The organism is Pseudomonas sp. CCNWLW23, assembly GCF_037095675.1.
Taxonomy (GTDB): domain Bacteria; phylum Pseudomonadota; class Gammaproteobacteria; order Pseudomonadales; family Pseudomonadaceae; genus Aquipseudomonas; species Aquipseudomonas atacamensis.
Map to the genome: position 1 here is coordinate 102028 of NZ_JBAWKM010000005.1, position 15522 is coordinate 117549.

Genomic DNA, 15522 nt, shown 5'->3' on the forward strand with positions numbered 1-15522 from the left:
GCGAAGACGGCATCACCGACAACATCGCACCCAACTGGCGCACAAAAAGCAGCTATCCCCACCCGAACATCCCCGCTGCGACAGCTTTGAACTCATTACGACTTGTTTCAGCGTAATGGCACGCCCACTGCACGCGCCCTCCCTCGAGCTTTCCAACCATTGCGGGAGCAAGCGCATGAACACACAACTCAAACCCACGCTGGGCACGTTGCACCTGTGGGGCATTGCCGTGGGGCTGGTGATTTCCGGGGAATATTTCGGCTGGAGTTACGGTTGGGGCGTGGCCGGTACGCTGGGTTTTCTGGTGACTTCATTCATGGTCGCGACCATGTACACCTGCTTCATCTTCAGTTTCACCGAACTGACCACCGCGATTCCCCATGCCGGCGGGCCGTTTGCCTACAGCCGTCGCGCGTTTGGCGAAAAAGGCGGATTGATCGCCGGACTGGCCACACTGATCGAATTCGTCTTCGCGCCGCCAGCGATTGCTTTGGCGATTGGCGCGTATCTCAATGTGCAATTCCCGGCGCTGGACCCGAAACACGCGGCGGTCGGCGCGTACATCGTGTTCATGGGCCTGAACATTCTCGGGGTGAAACTGGCCGCGACGTTCGAGCTGATCGTCTGCGTGCTGGCGGTGGCTGAGTTGCTGGTGTTCATGGGCGTGGTCGCGCCGGCGTTCAGCTTCAGCAACTTCGCGCTGAATGGCTGGGCCGGTTCCGACGTCTTCGGCGCGCCGGCAATTGCCGGGATGTTCGCGGCGATTCCCTTCGCGATCTGGTTCTTCCTTGCCATCGAAGGCGCCGCCATGGCCGCCGAAGAAGCCAAGGACCCGAAACGCACGATCCCAAAAGCCTACATCAGCGGCATCCTGACCCTGGTGCTGTTGGCCATGGGCGTGATGTTCTTCGCGGGCGGCGTCGGCGACTGGCGCACCTTGTCCAACATCAACGACCCACTGCCGCAGGCGATGAAAACCGTGGTCGGCGACAACTCCGGCTGGCTGCACATGCTGGTGTGGATCGGCCTGTTCGGCCTGGTCGCCAGTTTCCATGGCATCATCCTCGGCTACTCACGACAATTCTTCGCCCTTGCCCGCGCCGGTTACCTGCCCGCCTCATTGGCAAAACTGTCGCGCTTCCAGACCCCGCACCGCGCAATCATCGCTGGCGGGCTTATCGGCATCGCGGCGATCTACAGCGACGGACTGATCAACCTCGGCGGCATGACACTCACCGCAGCGATGATCACCATGGCCGTATTCGGCGCGATCGTGATGTACATCATGAGCATGCTCAGCCTGTTCAAACTGCGTAAATCGGAACCGAATCTGGAGCGTACTTTCCGCGCGCCGTGCTATCCGCTGGTTCCGCTGATCGCGCTGGTGCTGGCGGTGGTTTGCCTGGTGGCGATGGCGTGGTTCAACACACTGATCGGGCTGATTTTCCTCGGTTTCATGGCGGTCGGGTTCTGCTACTTCATGCTGACCGGGCAACTGCGCGCCGATGCGCCGGCGGATGCCATGTTGACTGGTCTGTAACACGGTTCGGGTGTACCGGGCATAAGCGGCCTAGAATGGAACCACCGCGAAGTCGTTTCGCTCAAAGGTGGTATGCAGCGTTGCACGGCGAAGTCCTCGCCCGTCGAGCTGCCATTAAGGAGAGCCGTTATGCCCTGGTATGCCTGGTTGATTCTGGTCGTTGCGATCGGCTCGATTGTCGGCGGATTGATGATGTTGCGCGACACCGCCAACAAGGTCGAACTGACCGATGAAGAACGCAAGCGCGTCGCACAGCGCAATGCCGAAGCGGATGCCAAGGATGCACAAGACCGCTGATACCAACCCCGCCGCAATGGCGGGGTTTGTTTTTTCAGCACGATCGGACTTACCCACAGGCTGTTTAGATTTTAGAAGTACAGTCACCATTTAATCTTCCGTGGTTAAGATGGCAGCATCGTCGCGGAGAGCTCCACATGCGTTACTCGCCAGATCACAAAGCCCAGACCCATCAACGCATCATCAAGGAAGCTTCCGCCCGATTTCGCAAGGACGGTATCGGCGCCACCGGCCTGCAGCCTTTGATGAAAGCCCTGGGCTTGACCCATGGCGGTTTCTACTCGCACTTCAAATCCAAGGAAGAACTGGTCGAAAAAGCCCTGCAAGAGGCTGGCGAGCAAGTCGCGGGCCTGTGCGAAGAAATTTTCGCGCAGGAACACCCTCTGCAAGTCTTTATCGACACCTACCTGTCAGAGTGGCATCAGACCTCGCCCCACGAAGGCTGCCCACTGCTGACCATTTCCTCCGAGCTGGGCCTGCGCGGCCAGCCAAGCCCCACCAGTGACGAAGTCCTCAATGCTCGCCTCGAACAAATTCAGGGCGCGCTCGAAGGCGAGCACGTCGCCGATCGCAGCATTGTCATCATGGCGACCCTGGCCGGTGCACTGCTGCTGTCACGCAGCGTCGCGGATGCCGACTTCGCCCAGCGCATCCTCGACGTCACCCGCGAACATCTCAAGCAATCGAGCGATTAACCTTCCCAGCGCTTGAACAACACGCTCGCATTGACCCCGCCGAAACCGAAGCCGTTGGACAAGGCATATTCGATTGCCATTGATCGCGCTTCGCCATGGACAATGTCAACACCTACGCTGGCCGGGTCCGGGTTTTCGAAGTTAAGCGTTGGCGGCACCATCTGATCACGAATCGCCAAGAGCGTGAAAATCGCCTCCAGCCCGCCGGCCGCACCGAGCAAATGACCGGTGGCGGATTTGGTCGACGTTACGGCGATCTTGTTCTGCGTGCCAAACAACGCCTTGATCGCCGCCAACTCGCCCAGGTCACCGACCGGCGTCGACGTCGCATGTGCGTTGAGATGCTGCACCTGCTCCGGCGTTACACCGCCCTGAGCCAGTGCTAATTGCATCGCCCGGCGTGCGCCACTGCCGTCTTCCGGCCCGGCGGTCAGGTGATAGGCATCGGCGGTGGTGCCGTAACCGACCAGTTCGGCCAGCGGCTTCGCACCGCGTGCCAGTGCATGCTCCAGCGACTCGATGACCAATAGACCGGCGCCCTCGCCCATCACGAAACCATCGCGCCCACTGTCGAAGGGGCGCGAAGCTTTTTCCGGGGTGTCGTTGTAGCCGCTGGACAGCGCCCGCGCGGCGGCGAAACCGGCCAGGCTGACGCGATCGATCGAAGCTTCAGCACCGCCACATACTGCGATGTCCGCCTCTCCCGCCCTGATCAACCGCGCGGCATCACCGATCGCCTGCACCCCGGCGGCACAGGCGGTAACCGGTGCGCCCAACGGTCCTTTGAGGCCATGCTGGATCGACACATGACCCGCCGCGAGATTTACCAGAAACGATGGAATGGTGAACGGCGACAACCGCCGAGGGCCACGGCTGTCGGTGGTACGCACCGCATCGGCAATGGCACCGAAACCGCCGACACCGGAACCGATGATTGTCGCAGTGCGCTCCTGGCTTTCCGCGTCGGCTGGATGCCACCCGGCCTGCTCCAGCGCCTGCCGCGCGGCTTCCATGGCGAACATGATGAAGCGATCCATCTTCTTCTGTTCCTTGGGCGGCGTCGCACGATCCGGATCAAATCCGGCCTCGGCATCCTCCTCCACCGTCGGCACACTGCCGCCGACCCGGGTCGGCAGATCAGCCACAACCGCATCGGGCAAATTGCGCAACCCGGAACGACCGGCCAGCAAACGCTGCCAGACAATTTCAACATCACTGCCCAAGGGTGAAACCAGGCCTATGCCCGTGACGACGACTCGACGTTGGTTCATACCGTGGTTACCCCTTATCAATTCAAAATTCGACGTGCATCGGTGTGCTGCGATTCGACTGCTGAATCAGTCCCGAGCGAAATTATTATAGGCATAATCAAGGCGCAATATGATACCCGTAATTTTCAGCGTTCAGGCATCCACCCGATCAGCACCCAATAAAAAGGCCGGTCAATGACCGGCCTCTCGGCGTAGAACTGTCAGCTTAGTTCACTTCCAGCCTTTCACGATTGCGATCCAGAATCGCCTTGCCAATCCCCTTCACTTCCAGCAACTCATCCACCGACGCGAACGGCCCGTTTGTATCCCGATACGCAACAATTGCCTGCGCCTTGGCCTCACCCACACCCGCCAACTCCTTCTGCAACGTTGCCGCATCCGCGCCGTTGAGATCGACCTTGGCGCTTGCCGAGGGCGCAGCCGCATCCATCAGCAAAGGCGCCTTTGTTGTCTCGGTGGGCGCTACAGGCGCAGCAATCGCAGCGATCGAGGCGCTGGTGAGGAAAGCAAAAATCAGCGAGTAGAAATAACCGGTACGCATAAGTGACGCTCCATCATCGTTTTAGAAAGCAGCTTTTCCCAAGCTGCTCTCCAAACGTAGGTCATGATGGAGGGAAGTCAAAAATGCGAGCGTTACAGGATGTGAAACAATCACGGCTCGAGACGACGTTGCTGGTAGATCCAGTCAACGATCTCGCCGTCGGGGGTGTAGCCGGAGACGGTTTCGCGCAGGAGCTGGCGGACGCGGGTGTAGTCGTCGGCTTCCACGGCTTTGAGCAGTTCACTCAATCGGGCTTTCAAAACGTCCCAAGGAAGGTGATCCTCATTGGCGCTCATGATCATCGGATGCGACGTAGCTGCGACGTTGTCCCCGATCAACAATTCCTCGTACAGCTTCTCGCCTGGACGCAAACCGGTGAACTCGATGGAGATGTCGCCTTGAGGATTGCGCTCGGACCGGATGCTTAGTCCGGACAGGTGGATCATTTTTTCTGCGAGTTCGACGATCCGTACTGGCTCGCCCATATCCAGGACGAAGACGTCTCCGCCCTGCCCCATGGAACCAGCCTGGATGACCAACTGTGCGGCTTCGGGGATGGTCATGAAGTAGCGGGTGATTTTTGGATGGGTGACGGTCAACGGCCCGCCGGCTTTGATTTGGCTATGGAACAGCGGGATGACAGAGCCGGAAGAGCCGAGCACGTTGCCGAAGCGGACCATGGTGAAACGGGTTTTGTTGACTCTGGAAACGTTGGCTTTGTCGCCGAACAAGACAGGGGCGATTTCACGGCTCAGGGCCTGAAGTGTCAATTCCGCCAAGCGCTTCGTGCTTCCCATGACATTGGTGGGGCGGACCGCTTTGTCAGTGGAGATCAACACGAAGTTAGCGACGCCGCACTGCAAAGCCGCCTGAGCGGTGTTGAGGGTGCCGATCACATTGTTCAGCACACCTTCGGCAATGTTGTGTTCGACCATGGGCACATGCTTATAGGCGGCCGCATGATAAACCGTGTCGACCTTCCAGGTTTTCATCACATCGAGCAATTTATCCTGGTGGCGTATGGACCCGAGTATGGGAAGCAATCGAACCGGAGCCGACTCTCGAGAGCTGCGTTGCTCCAGCTCTGAAAGAATGTTGTAGAGATTGAATTCACTGTGTTCGAACAACAGAAGCGCGGTTGGCTCCAACGCAAAAATCTGCCGACACAACTCCGAACCGATCGAACCGCCGGCACCTGTGACCATGACAGTCTTGCCTTTGATACAGCGCTCCAGAAGATCAGGCTGAGCTGGAACGGCATCGCGCCCCAACAGGTCTGCAATATCGACTTCCTGAATATCTTCAACTTTGACTCGGCCACTCGCCAGATCGGAAAAATTCGGCACACTGCGAACGTGCAGTGGAAAGCCTTCAAGCAAGTTGAGAATTTCCCGGCGACGAGCACGAGTCGAGGATGGCAAAGCGAGAAGGATTTCCTGCGCCCCTGTGACGTCGATCATCTGCTGAATATGCTTGGGTTTATAAACCTGCAAGCCTGAGATCGAGCGATCGGAAATACCCGGGTCATCATCGATAAAGGCGACAGGGCGCAGAACGCGCCCCATGCGTAGTGCGGCAACGAGTTGATTGCCTGCTACGCCTGCGCCGTATATCGCAACTTTGGTCAGACCATCGTCACGGTTGGCAAAAGGAACATGCTGCGCGGCTGTAAACCAGTCCCCCATGAAGTATTGCCGCATACATAACCGCAACCCCCCAATGATGACCAGGCTCAACCACCAGTAATTGAAAATGATCGAGCGAGGCACAACCGCTTCGTGATTGCTGTACCAATAAACGACAACCGCCAGAATCAGCGAAGACAAACTGACAGCCTTGATAATTGCAATCAACGCGTCATTGCCAAAATAGCGCATGACGGCACGGTACATGCCGAAGCGAATGAACAATGGAATGGCCACAACAGGGGCGCAGACGAATAGCCAGAAGTGGACTTTGAAGGGGTTGTACATATCATCGATACCCAAGCGCACGATGAATGCCAACCACAGGGCCACCCAAACCAGAAAAATGTCTGTGCCAACCTGTATCAGTCGTTTGCGCCGCCGTGGTAGTCCAACGAGACGCTCTCTGACTTTATCCATTAACTCTTCAAGCACCTCAGTTTCCCTCTTTCAAATGCTGATCACCGTAATGAATCACCACAAGCCGGCATCATGACTCTAAACCTAGATGACAGAATTGTTTTCTTTTCCATCATCAGCGGTCTTTTCAAGCTCCCCAGCATGAAACCTGATCGCTAGAAAAACCAGCGGGATATAGGCTAAAAGTACACCCCATACGCCGCCCAGTTCAAACCGTATAACACCTACCGCAATGGGCAACAGCCAGCATAGATTGATCAAGCCTGTTGCCAAGGTTACGGGCAAATGCCGGCCAAATTGCCTGGAAGCAAACTGATAGGCGTGGCTTCTGTGAGCCTCATACAGTTTGTCTCCTCTGAGCAGGCGCCGGAACAACGTGAAGGTGGCATCCACGATAAACACACCGAGCAGTATGAGCCAGCCCCAAAATAGTGAAGGATCATGCCACGCAGCCTGCAGAGAAAGTCCGCCCAAAACAACGCCAAGAAATCCGCTACCCGCATCACCCATGAAAATTTTTGCCGGCGGAAAATTCCAGCAGAGAAAGCCCATCACCGCCGCAGCCAACATCAACGGAGCCCAGATCAACGCTGCTGCATCGACAAGCCAATACAACACACACGCCCCAAGACAAACACAAACCGCCTCGACACCTGCGATTCCATCGATGCCATCCATGAAGTTGTAAAGATTAAGTAGCCATACCAGATAAAACAGTGCCAGGAAATGACCAAAGATACCCAGATCGACCTGCGCTCCGAGTACCTCAACCACGGGCATGCCGCCCATCCAGAACAACAGCCATCCCGCAGCCAGAAAATGCCCCAGCAGACGCCAGCGCGCCGCGATATGGCCGTGGTCATCCATGAAGCCAATCACTGCAACCAGACTTCCAGCGCCGGCAACAGCGAGAAAAGCACTACCCGAAGTAATTCCGACGCCCCATAACACTACTTGCGCAAAAACAAATGCGATCACTATCGCTACGCCACCGCCACGAGGAGTAGGCACAGAGTGCGAACTGCGCGCATTCGGAATATCCATCAAACTGCGCGCCAATGCGTAACGGCGTAACGCCCAGGTGAGGGAGAAGGATAGGCACAGAACGACGGAAAGGAACCATCCATTAGTCATGATTTGCGGGTTTCCAGAAAGTGCGTTGCGGTCAAAGCAAGACCCTTATCGAGACTGATGGGCGGGGTCCAACCCAGTAACTGTCGATTTTTACCGATATCGACCTGCAGAGAGCCGAAAAGCCGCTGAGATATAGACCGCCGTCCTACCAGTGCCAAAAGCCGCTTCATCACCCATACCGGAACAGGCAAGAGATAACTGGGCTTACCCAACGCTTGGCCTAGCTTGCGCAACAGGTCACTCGTGGAAACATCTTCGCCATCGCTCGCCATAAAAGTTTGATTGGCAGCACCCGGATGGCTGGCACAGGTCACGATGAGATCTACAAGATTGCCTATTGACACCAGACTACGGCTGTTACGCACTGAGCCGAATGGTAACGGGACGCCGCGCTCCAGCCATTGCATCATGGTGAGAAAATTAGCTTTCACCCCCGGACCGTAGACCAGAACCGGGCGAATAATCACCACTTCCATATCCGTAACCTGCGCCAGTCGCTTTAAGCCCTGCTCGGCTTCAAATTTGGAAATGCCATAGGCGTCAAGTGGTGCAGGCAAATCATCGGCGCAAAAAGGAGCGCCTGAAAAAGTGCTCTCTCCGTTCACTTTCACCGAACTGACGAAAATAAACCGTTTAACTCCTGACGCTGCAGCCTGACGAGCGAGATTCAAAGTCGCGTCGACATTGATTTCCCGGAAGGCAGCCAAGGGATCGACCGCGACTTCGTCCATGACGTGAACGCGCGCTGCCGCATGGACGACAACATCAACTTCTGTGAGGACGCGACTCCAATCGTTAGCCCCACTGAGACCTTCGAAGGGTATAACGTCCACACATGGAGCATGTTCATGAGTTCTAGTACGCATCGGCGCTACGACAGAACAATCCGACTCCAGTATTAGCCGATCTATGAGTGCTCTCCCCAGAAAACCATTACCGCCGGTAATCAGGAATGTCTTGGATCTCATGAAAGCACCTTGAGCTAAGAAATCAATGCTTGCCTGTCGGCAACAGCCCCGTTGAAGCGGCAAATGGATGCGTGACTGCAGCAACCATGGAGATCGCTTCGTCGAGGGATATGCGAGTGGCAGTCTATTGAATTACGCGATTCTTGGCCACTTCAAAGCAGCAGGAAAGACAACTTGCGCCACGTCATAAAAACACACCCTGAAACCCGCCTTCATTGAGGCAAAATTCACTGCTGCATTTTGCGCGCCTTACAGACTGTTAACAAACCAAGTTCTTTGGCAAACTCACGCACACACTCTGCAACAAGTAATATTAAATGAAACAAACTTTGCTTGAGAAAAACTTGCACGCAAGTAGCCAGACAATGAAACGAAAAAAATCGACTCTAATTATCCGCAAGCATCCGCCAGACAAGGCATTGTCCTGACAGCCCATTAACATGGGTTGCGAAAAGCTTTATAGCAACGAGCGATAAATATCAGCGTAGGATTGCGCCATCAAACTTGAGGAAAACACCTCCTCAAACCGGCGTTCGGCGGCCAAGCCCATCCTGGCAGCTGTCGCAGGTTCGCTCCACAGCGTTGTCATAGCCTGTGCCAATGCAATGGAATCCCTGGGAGGGACGACCAATCCGGTTTCTTCGGCAATATTGATGTAGGTGGTGCCCGAGCCAATTTCACAAGAGATCATCGGTTTTCCGTACATAGCCCCTTCGAGCAGGGAAATTCCGAAAGACTCCGATCTCAAATGCGACGGAAAGACAAAAGCGTAGCAAAGCGTCAGCAGCGCAGCCTTGTCTTCGTCAGGTAACAACCCCAGAAAATGCACGTTGGGCACACTCGCTTCCGCGGCTTGAGCCTTGAGTTCTGCCTCAAGATGCCCGCCTCCGAGAATGGCCACCGGTAACCCGGTCGCCCTGGCTGCCTCAAGCAAGTAATCCAGGCCCTTGTAATAACGCAGGGCACCTACAAAAAGAAAAAATCGCTCACCCAACCGGTCTCGCCAGAATGCCAGTTTCTCTGCAGAAGGGACGGGATAAGTCGAGCGATCCAGACCGTAAGGAACAACACGTACCTTATCTTCAAATCGTGTCAAAACCGGGCTGCTGGCCAGATAATTTGGCGACGACGCGACAATACAGTCGACACTGGACAAGAAGCGATTCATTAGTGGCTGATAAAGTTTGAGCAGCGTTTTTTGCTTGACGATATCGGAGTGATAGCTGACCACACTGGGCTTGCCGACTCGACTCGCAAAATGAACGAGATCCATGTAAGGCCACGGAAAATGGTAATGAACAATATCCGCTTCTCGAGCCAGCTCGATGAAATCCCTGAGCGCCGAAAACGAGAATCCCGTAGAAGCAACGTGAAGATCCAGTTTTGAGCGATGGGTCAGATGATGCGCAATCGGTTCATTGCGTGCAGCCCCTCGCTCACTGAGATAGAGCACCTGGGACTCGTACCCATGCTGCAAACCACCTTCGGCAATCTGAAAGATGACTTGTTCGATGCCCCCCATTGTCTCCGGGTAATAAGTCTTGAAGAAGTGCAGAACCTTGATCATCGCCCGTCGACCACCTTCTGATAAACCTCGAACGTTTCCTTTGCGCACCGCTCCCAGGAAAACTTCGCTGCGTGCAGCAATCCCTGTTCAATGGCACTGGCGCGCCACACCTCATCTTCAAGGCCTCGGCGCAAAAGCTCAGTCAACGCCAGCGTGTCCGTTGCTTCGCACATAAGTGCCGCATTACCGGCAACCTCTGGCAGGGAAGAACTGTTGGAGCAAACGACGGGAACGCCCGAACTCATAGCCTCTAGCACCGGTAAACCGAAACCCTCGTACAACGAGGGGAAGGTAAATAGCCGGGCACCGGCAAACAACAGAGGCAAGTCTTCGCTGGGAACAAAACCGAGATAGTAGGCCCAGCCCTCGCGACGTGCGCTTTCAAGCCGGTTATGAATATCCTCGTTTTGCCATCCATAGTAACCCGTCAACACGAGCGGCCAGCGCTTGCGCAGCTCCAGTGGCAGACGTGAATAAGCATTGAGCAAGGTATCAATATTCTTGCGCGGCTCGATGGTACCCACAAACAAGCTGTAGCCGCCCGCCTGAAGACCATGTCGCGACAGAGTCAACCGGAGGTCGGCCGCGGACCGAGGATGAAACTCGGCAGAACTGGCCAACGGCACAGTGTGAATCCGCTCAATAGGCCAGGAAAAATAGTCGGACAACTCTTTACGCGTGTATTCAGAGTCCGTTATCAAAGCATCAGCCCTGACCAACGTCGTCTTGAGCTCCTTCTGCAAATAGCGCACAAGCTGCGGCGCATGACAGTGGGACCACGTAAAGGGAGAAAGATCGTGAAAGGTAGCAACACTGCGCCCGGCAAACGGAGGCAGATAATAATTGGGGCTGTGGTAAAGAAATTCACCATGACCTTTAAGCGCTCGCTTCCTGAGCAATGGCATCAGCAAACGATAGGCCTCAACCGCCAGGAAATTCTTCTGAACGGCTCGCTTCAGACCATAACCGTTACCCGACGTATCGGAAGCAGCAGGCAACGACGGTAGAAATCGCCGACCTGCAAAAAACTGCAGGTCAGTAATTTCACGATTCTGCTGCAGTCGCAGCGCCAACTCATAGGTGTAGCGACCAATGCCGGTCAGTGGAAAACGGACCGGCTCAACAGAAAGAATTAACTTCATTTATCAACCGTCAGCATCCAGCTCAGGGTTTCGCTCAAAGGCGCCGTTGCCCATCCGGGAACCAGATCCCGCAGCTTCGAGTTATCCCCGCACAAGGTTTTCACCTCGTTGGCGCGGACGAACGCTGGATTCACGTCGACTTCGATGTCATGCCCAGTCAGCGACTTGCACAACTCGATAACCTCTCGAAGTGAGTGCGTTTGTCCCGAACTGACATTCACGATCTGCCCCAAGGGTTTCGCGTCGATCAAACCTCGATAAGCCTTGACCAAAGCCCGAACATCACTGAAGTCGCGCCAAACGTCGAGATTACCCAATTCAATCCTAGGCGCCTTGCGCAGGAAATGGGAGACGATTTTCGGCAACAGGAAGTTCTCGGCCTGCCCAACACCTGTGTAATTGAATGGCCGCGCGATAACTATGGGAAGACGATCCATCCAGAGCTTGGCCATGTACTCCATGGCCAGCTTGCTAACGGCGTAATCGTTGGCAGGAGCCGGCACTGTAGCTTCCGACAACATGCCTCCCGATGCATTGCCATAGACATTGGCGCTGCTGGCAATCAAAACGCAATCCGGAGCCTTCCCGCTAGCGGCAACAGCATCCAGCAGATTACGCGTGCCTATCAAGTTGACTTGATAGAAGGCATCCGCCGCACCATGTCCGACAAATGCCAGAGCTGCAAGGTGCACAACGACATCCGGCTGAATCTTTGCCAGCAACGTGCGTAGACCAATACCGTCAGCCAGGTCGACTTGATGATAATTGTGATCGTCGGAGGGTTGACTGCCCATCCCGACAACTTCGTAGCCATGAGCTTGCAGCTCAGCCGCCATGTAGCGACCGGTAAATCCATGAATACCCGTAATCAGCGCACGTTTGCCAGCATTGATCATCAGAAAGAGAACCCTTGCTTGTTACGACGCAGGTCAGCCTCGACCATCATGCGGCAAAGCTCTTCAAGCGAAGTTTTCGGTTCCCAACCCAACACTTCTTTGGCCTTGGCCGGGTTGCCAATCAGCAACTCAACTTCGGTAGGACGGTAGAACTTCGGATTGATGGTAACCAGTACCTTGCCGGTAACAGCATCAGTGCCCTGTTCGGCTTCAGCAGTGCCCGACCAGGAAATAGTGATACCAGCGGCCTTGAACGCCATGGATACGAAATCACGGACGGTCTCGGTACGATTGGTCGCCAATACGAAGGTATCCGGTACATCAGCCTGCAGCATGCGCCACATCCCTTCTACGTACTCCTTGGCAAAACCCCAGTCACGTTTGGCATCGAGGTTGCCCAGCTCCACTTTATCGAGCAGACCGAGCTTGATCTTGGCCACGGAGTCAGTGATTTTGCGGGTTACGAACTCACGACCACGCAGAGGCGATTCGTGGTTGAACAAAATACCGCTGGTCGCAAAAATACCGTACGACTCACGGTAGTTGATGGTCATCCAGTGAGCGTAAAGCTTGGCGACGCCGTAGGGGCTGCGCGGATAGAAAGGCGTGCTCTCGACCTGCGGAATAGCCTGTACCTGACCAAACATTTCAGAAGTCGATGCCTGGTAGAAACGCACCTTTGGATTGACGATGCGGATCGCTTCCAGAAGGTTCACGGCACCAAGGCCAGTGATTTCGGCAGTAGTGATTGGCTGCTCGAACGACACGCCCACAAAGCTCTGCGCGGCGAGGTTATACACCTCGGTAGCTTCAGTGGTTTGCAGCAAACGGATGCTGGCAGAGAGATCTGTCAGATCATATTCGACCAAATGCAGGTTAGGGTTCTGCTGGATACCCAGCTCTTCGATACGCCAGAAATTGACAGAACTGGTACGACGGTAGGTACCGTAAACGGTGTACCCCTTCTCCAGCAGCAGTTCCGCCAGGTAGGCGCCGTCTTGACCAGTGATGCCAGTTACGATTGCTTTCATGCGAATCCTCTAAACTCCATTTGAACGTCGTGATAACAAGAAAAAATGCAGTCTGGCAATGTGGATGAGGCCGAGACTTTGCATTTTTCTGCGGAACGGGAGAATAGTACCCCATGAACCGATATTTGCCGCCCCCCTGACGACTTTTTAGGCGTTTGGATCAACCTGCCAGGGGACCTTGTCGAAAGCCATCGGCAAGCCTACAAGCCAAATTTTTCGCAAGTTCGCGCAATTCAGGTACGGCTGTGGCTTCCCATAAATCGGCCTTGAGCATCGGACCTATATAGGAAAGCCATGTTGAAACATTCCCGTCAGCGTTTTTAACCGCCAAGCGTTCATCTACGTGCAACCCCAAACCGAGTAAGTCTGGCAGGAGAAGTCCTTCATCGCGTAATTGAGTAATCAACCGATCATCGACATACCGTAAATTCGAATTGGGCCCGGTACAATTGATAACCTGCCCAACATCGATATATTCGGTCTGGTGGCTACCACGTCTCTGAAAGCTAACACGCACGCCCTTGCCTTCTGGGCTTATTTCCTTAATTCGCCCTGCCAATGAAATGATTCGTCCGCTGCCCAGCGCCTCTAGAAAGCGCTCATGAGTCTCAGGGGCAACACGATGACGATGCACATCCCAGTAAGGTTGCAGATGGCGCAAAAAACGGCGCCGCTCGATCTCTGGCAGTCGAGCCCAAAGCGCCGGCGTCGCTGGGCGCAAGGCAGCAATGAAATCCCGCCAATCACGACCTTCAACTTCACCCGTTTTAACAAGACCACGAACTTCCCGAAGATAATTGCTCGCCGTAGGCTTTACGCCAAGCAATCGTTCGGTGATTCCGGCATTCAACGCCAGCCCCTTACCGTGATGGCGATGAGCCAATGGTTGCAAGCCACGGCGCGACAACATGTAGATCGGGCGTGAATTGCACCGATCGATGTTGAGCGCTACATCCAGAGCGGTCAGCCCGGCACCGATCAGAAGGACGGGGTTGTCTGCATTGGGTAACAGACGCTCACGATCCCACGGATCCTGCTGATAGCAACCCGCGGAGATAGCAGGTCCAACGCATTGAGGATTCAGTGGCGCAAAGTGTCCGAATGCAAGCACGACGTGATCAGCACGTATTTGCTCTCCGTCTGCCAGCTCGACGATCGCACCCTTCTGATCAGACCGGAGGCTGTGCACCTCCGCCGCCAATCGATCAAGCGAAACGTTTTCTGCACGCTCCACGGCGGAGTCCAGCAAGAAGGACAGATAATCACCATAAAGCTTACGTGGCACAAAAGAGGACCCCGACACGCTCGGATCAGTTTTCTGGCAAAACTGTTGAAATGAATCGGGCTCATCCACCAAGGCTGTCATATTGCCAACCGGAACATTGAGCAAATGCTGAGCACTATTTGTTCCATACGCCAAACCTCGAGCCATACCGCCTGAGCGGTTGATCAGAATCACTCGAACACCAAGCGGGCAATGCGTCAAAAACTGAATGGCCGTTACTGTCCCACTAAAACCTGCGCCGATAATGACGAGAGTCTTCATGCCAGCACCCGCTGATTCAGACAGTCGAGAATTTTCGCCACGCAGGTTTCTAGACTCTCTTCCAGCGTATTGACACGAACATCGGGATCCAGCGGGCTCTCATAGACCGAGTCAATCCCCGTGAAATTCTTGATCACGCCGGAGCGAGCCTTGCCGTAAAGGCCCTTTGGATCTCTACGCTCACACTCCGCCAAAGGCGTGTCAATGAAGACCTCGATAAACTTTTCATCGCCAATCACGTCGCGAGCCAACGCACGATCACGTTGAAATGGGGAGATGAATGCAGTGATCACGATCAGGCCGGCATCCATGAACAATTTGGCCAGTTCTGCAATTCGGCGGATGTTTTCTTCCCGGTCAGCATCACTGAATCCTAGGTCTTTACACAGCCCCAGACGCACATTGTCGCCATCCAGTAAATAAGTATGCCGACCACGCTTGACCAATGCCAATTCCAAAGCGTTGGCGATGGTCGATTTGCCAGCGCCACTCAACCCGGTCAACCATAAGGTGATCGGCTTCTGCGACTTGACAAGCGCTCTCGTTGAGGCGTCGACAACAGACGCCTGGAAGACTAAATTTTTATTGGACACACCGGTACCTCGTATCACTGATATCTCAGATTACCATTGAAGTCGCGTACTCACGACAGCGGCCTCGAAGGCGGCCTTTCACCCCATTCCAACCCACCGCCAAGATATCAAGGGCAATAGAGAACAATCCCGTCGCACGACTGATCGATTGAAACGTGGACACCGAGCATCACTCGAGAAGATCCGGCGGACAACA

The 15522-nt window shown here is 55.0% G+C and carries 14 protein-coding genes; 3 read left to right on the top strand and 11 right to left on the bottom strand.

Translation table 11 applies throughout. The features are described 5' to 3' along the window. The first annotated feature begins 175 nt into the window (after positions 1 to 175). From eat to V8J63_RS09325, 3 genes are all read left to right on the top strand, one after another. Positions 176 to 1540 carry an ethanolamine permease gene (gene eat / locus V8J63_RS09315; protein ID WP_016770900.1) on the top strand — a complete coding sequence of 455 codons (1365 nt, stop codon included), beginning with the start codon at positions 176 to 178 and terminating at the stop codon, positions 1538 to 1540. A gap of 129 nt (positions 1541 to 1669) precedes the next feature. After that, positions 1670 to 1837, top strand: coding sequence for a DUF2897 family protein (locus V8J63_RS09320; RefSeq protein ID WP_016770901.1), 168 nt, complete (start codon positions 1670 to 1672; stop codon positions 1835 to 1837). A 137-nt stretch (positions 1838 to 1974) separates the two neighbouring features. Next, complete coding sequence (locus V8J63_RS09325) at positions 1975 to 2532, top strand: TetR/AcrR family transcriptional regulator (RefSeq protein WP_336463923.1); 558 nt, start codon at positions 1975 to 1977, stop codon at positions 2530 to 2532. Here V8J63_RS09325 and fabF read toward each other — a convergent pair. The 11 genes from fabF to cysC all read right to left on the bottom strand — a co-directional run bounded on the left by fabF (position 2529) and on the right by cysC (position 15326). Next, positions 2529 to 3803, bottom strand: coding sequence for a beta-ketoacyl-ACP synthase II (gene fabF / locus V8J63_RS09330; RefSeq protein ID WP_336463924.1), 1275 nt, complete (start codon positions 3801 to 3803; stop codon positions 2529 to 2531). The two genes, V8J63_RS09325 and fabF, sit on opposite strands and share 4 nt — an antisense overlap. 205 nt (positions 3804 to 4008) lie before the next feature. After that, positions 4009 to 4344: a ComEA family DNA-binding protein gene (locus tag V8J63_RS09335; RefSeq protein ID WP_197891856.1), complete on the bottom strand. Its 336-nt coding sequence runs from the start codon at positions 4342 to 4344 to the stop codon at positions 4009 to 4011. Between the two features lie 110 nt (positions 4345 to 4454). Continuing rightward, the gene (locus V8J63_RS09340; protein WP_130888515.1) at positions 4455 to 6449 is read right to left on the bottom strand and encodes a polysaccharide biosynthesis protein; all 1995 of its coding nucleotides are present in this window, start codon (positions 6447 to 6449) and stop codon (positions 4455 to 4457) included. An 84-nt stretch (positions 6450 to 6533) separates the two neighbouring features. Continuing rightward, positions 6534 to 7583 carry an MraY family glycosyltransferase gene (locus V8J63_RS09345; RefSeq protein ID WP_336463925.1) on the bottom strand — a complete coding sequence of 350 codons (1050 nt, stop codon included), beginning with the start codon at positions 7581 to 7583 and terminating at the stop codon, positions 6534 to 6536. Further along, a complete protein-coding gene (locus tag V8J63_RS09350) occupies positions 7580 to 8551 on the bottom strand; it encodes a UDP-glucose 4-epimerase family protein (protein WP_336463926.1) in 972 nt (323 codons plus the stop codon). The genes V8J63_RS09345 and V8J63_RS09350 overlap by 4 nt, the downstream gene beginning before the upstream one ends. 457 nt (positions 8552 to 9008) lie before the next feature. Next, positions 9009 to 10118 (bottom strand): glycosyltransferase family 4 protein, encoded by a 1110-nt coding sequence (locus tag V8J63_RS09355; protein ID WP_336463927.1) that lies wholly within the window; start codon positions 10116 to 10118, stop codon positions 9009 to 9011. Continuing rightward, positions 10115 to 11260 (bottom strand): glycosyltransferase family 4 protein, encoded by a 1146-nt coding sequence (locus tag V8J63_RS09360; protein ID WP_336463928.1) that lies wholly within the window; start codon positions 11258 to 11260, stop codon positions 10115 to 10117. The genes V8J63_RS09355 and V8J63_RS09360 overlap by 4 nt, the downstream gene beginning before the upstream one ends. Continuing rightward, on the bottom strand, positions 11257 to 12156 hold the full coding sequence (locus V8J63_RS09365; protein ID WP_336463929.1) for a GDP-mannose 4,6-dehydratase: 900 nt from the start codon (positions 12154 to 12156) through the stop codon (positions 11257 to 11259). Before V8J63_RS09365 ends, V8J63_RS09360 begins: the two co-directional genes overlap by 4 nt. Next, entirely contained in the window at positions 12156 to 13187 is a 1032-nt protein-coding gene (gene gmd, locus V8J63_RS09370) for a GDP-mannose 4,6-dehydratase (protein ID WP_130888495.1), read from the bottom strand. The genes V8J63_RS09365 and gmd overlap by 1 nt, the downstream gene beginning before the upstream one ends. A 160-nt stretch (positions 13188 to 13347) precedes the next feature. Continuing rightward, positions 13348 to 14733: an FAD/NAD(P)-binding protein gene (locus tag V8J63_RS09375; RefSeq protein WP_336463930.1), complete on the bottom strand. Its 1386-nt coding sequence runs from the start codon at positions 14731 to 14733 to the stop codon at positions 13348 to 13350. Then, positions 14730 to 15326, bottom strand: coding sequence for an adenylyl-sulfate kinase (gene cysC, locus V8J63_RS09380; RefSeq protein ID WP_130888493.1), 597 nt, complete (start codon positions 15324 to 15326; stop codon positions 14730 to 14732). The genes V8J63_RS09375 and cysC overlap by 4 nt, the downstream gene beginning before the upstream one ends. Positions 15327 to 15522 lie beyond the last annotated feature (196 nt).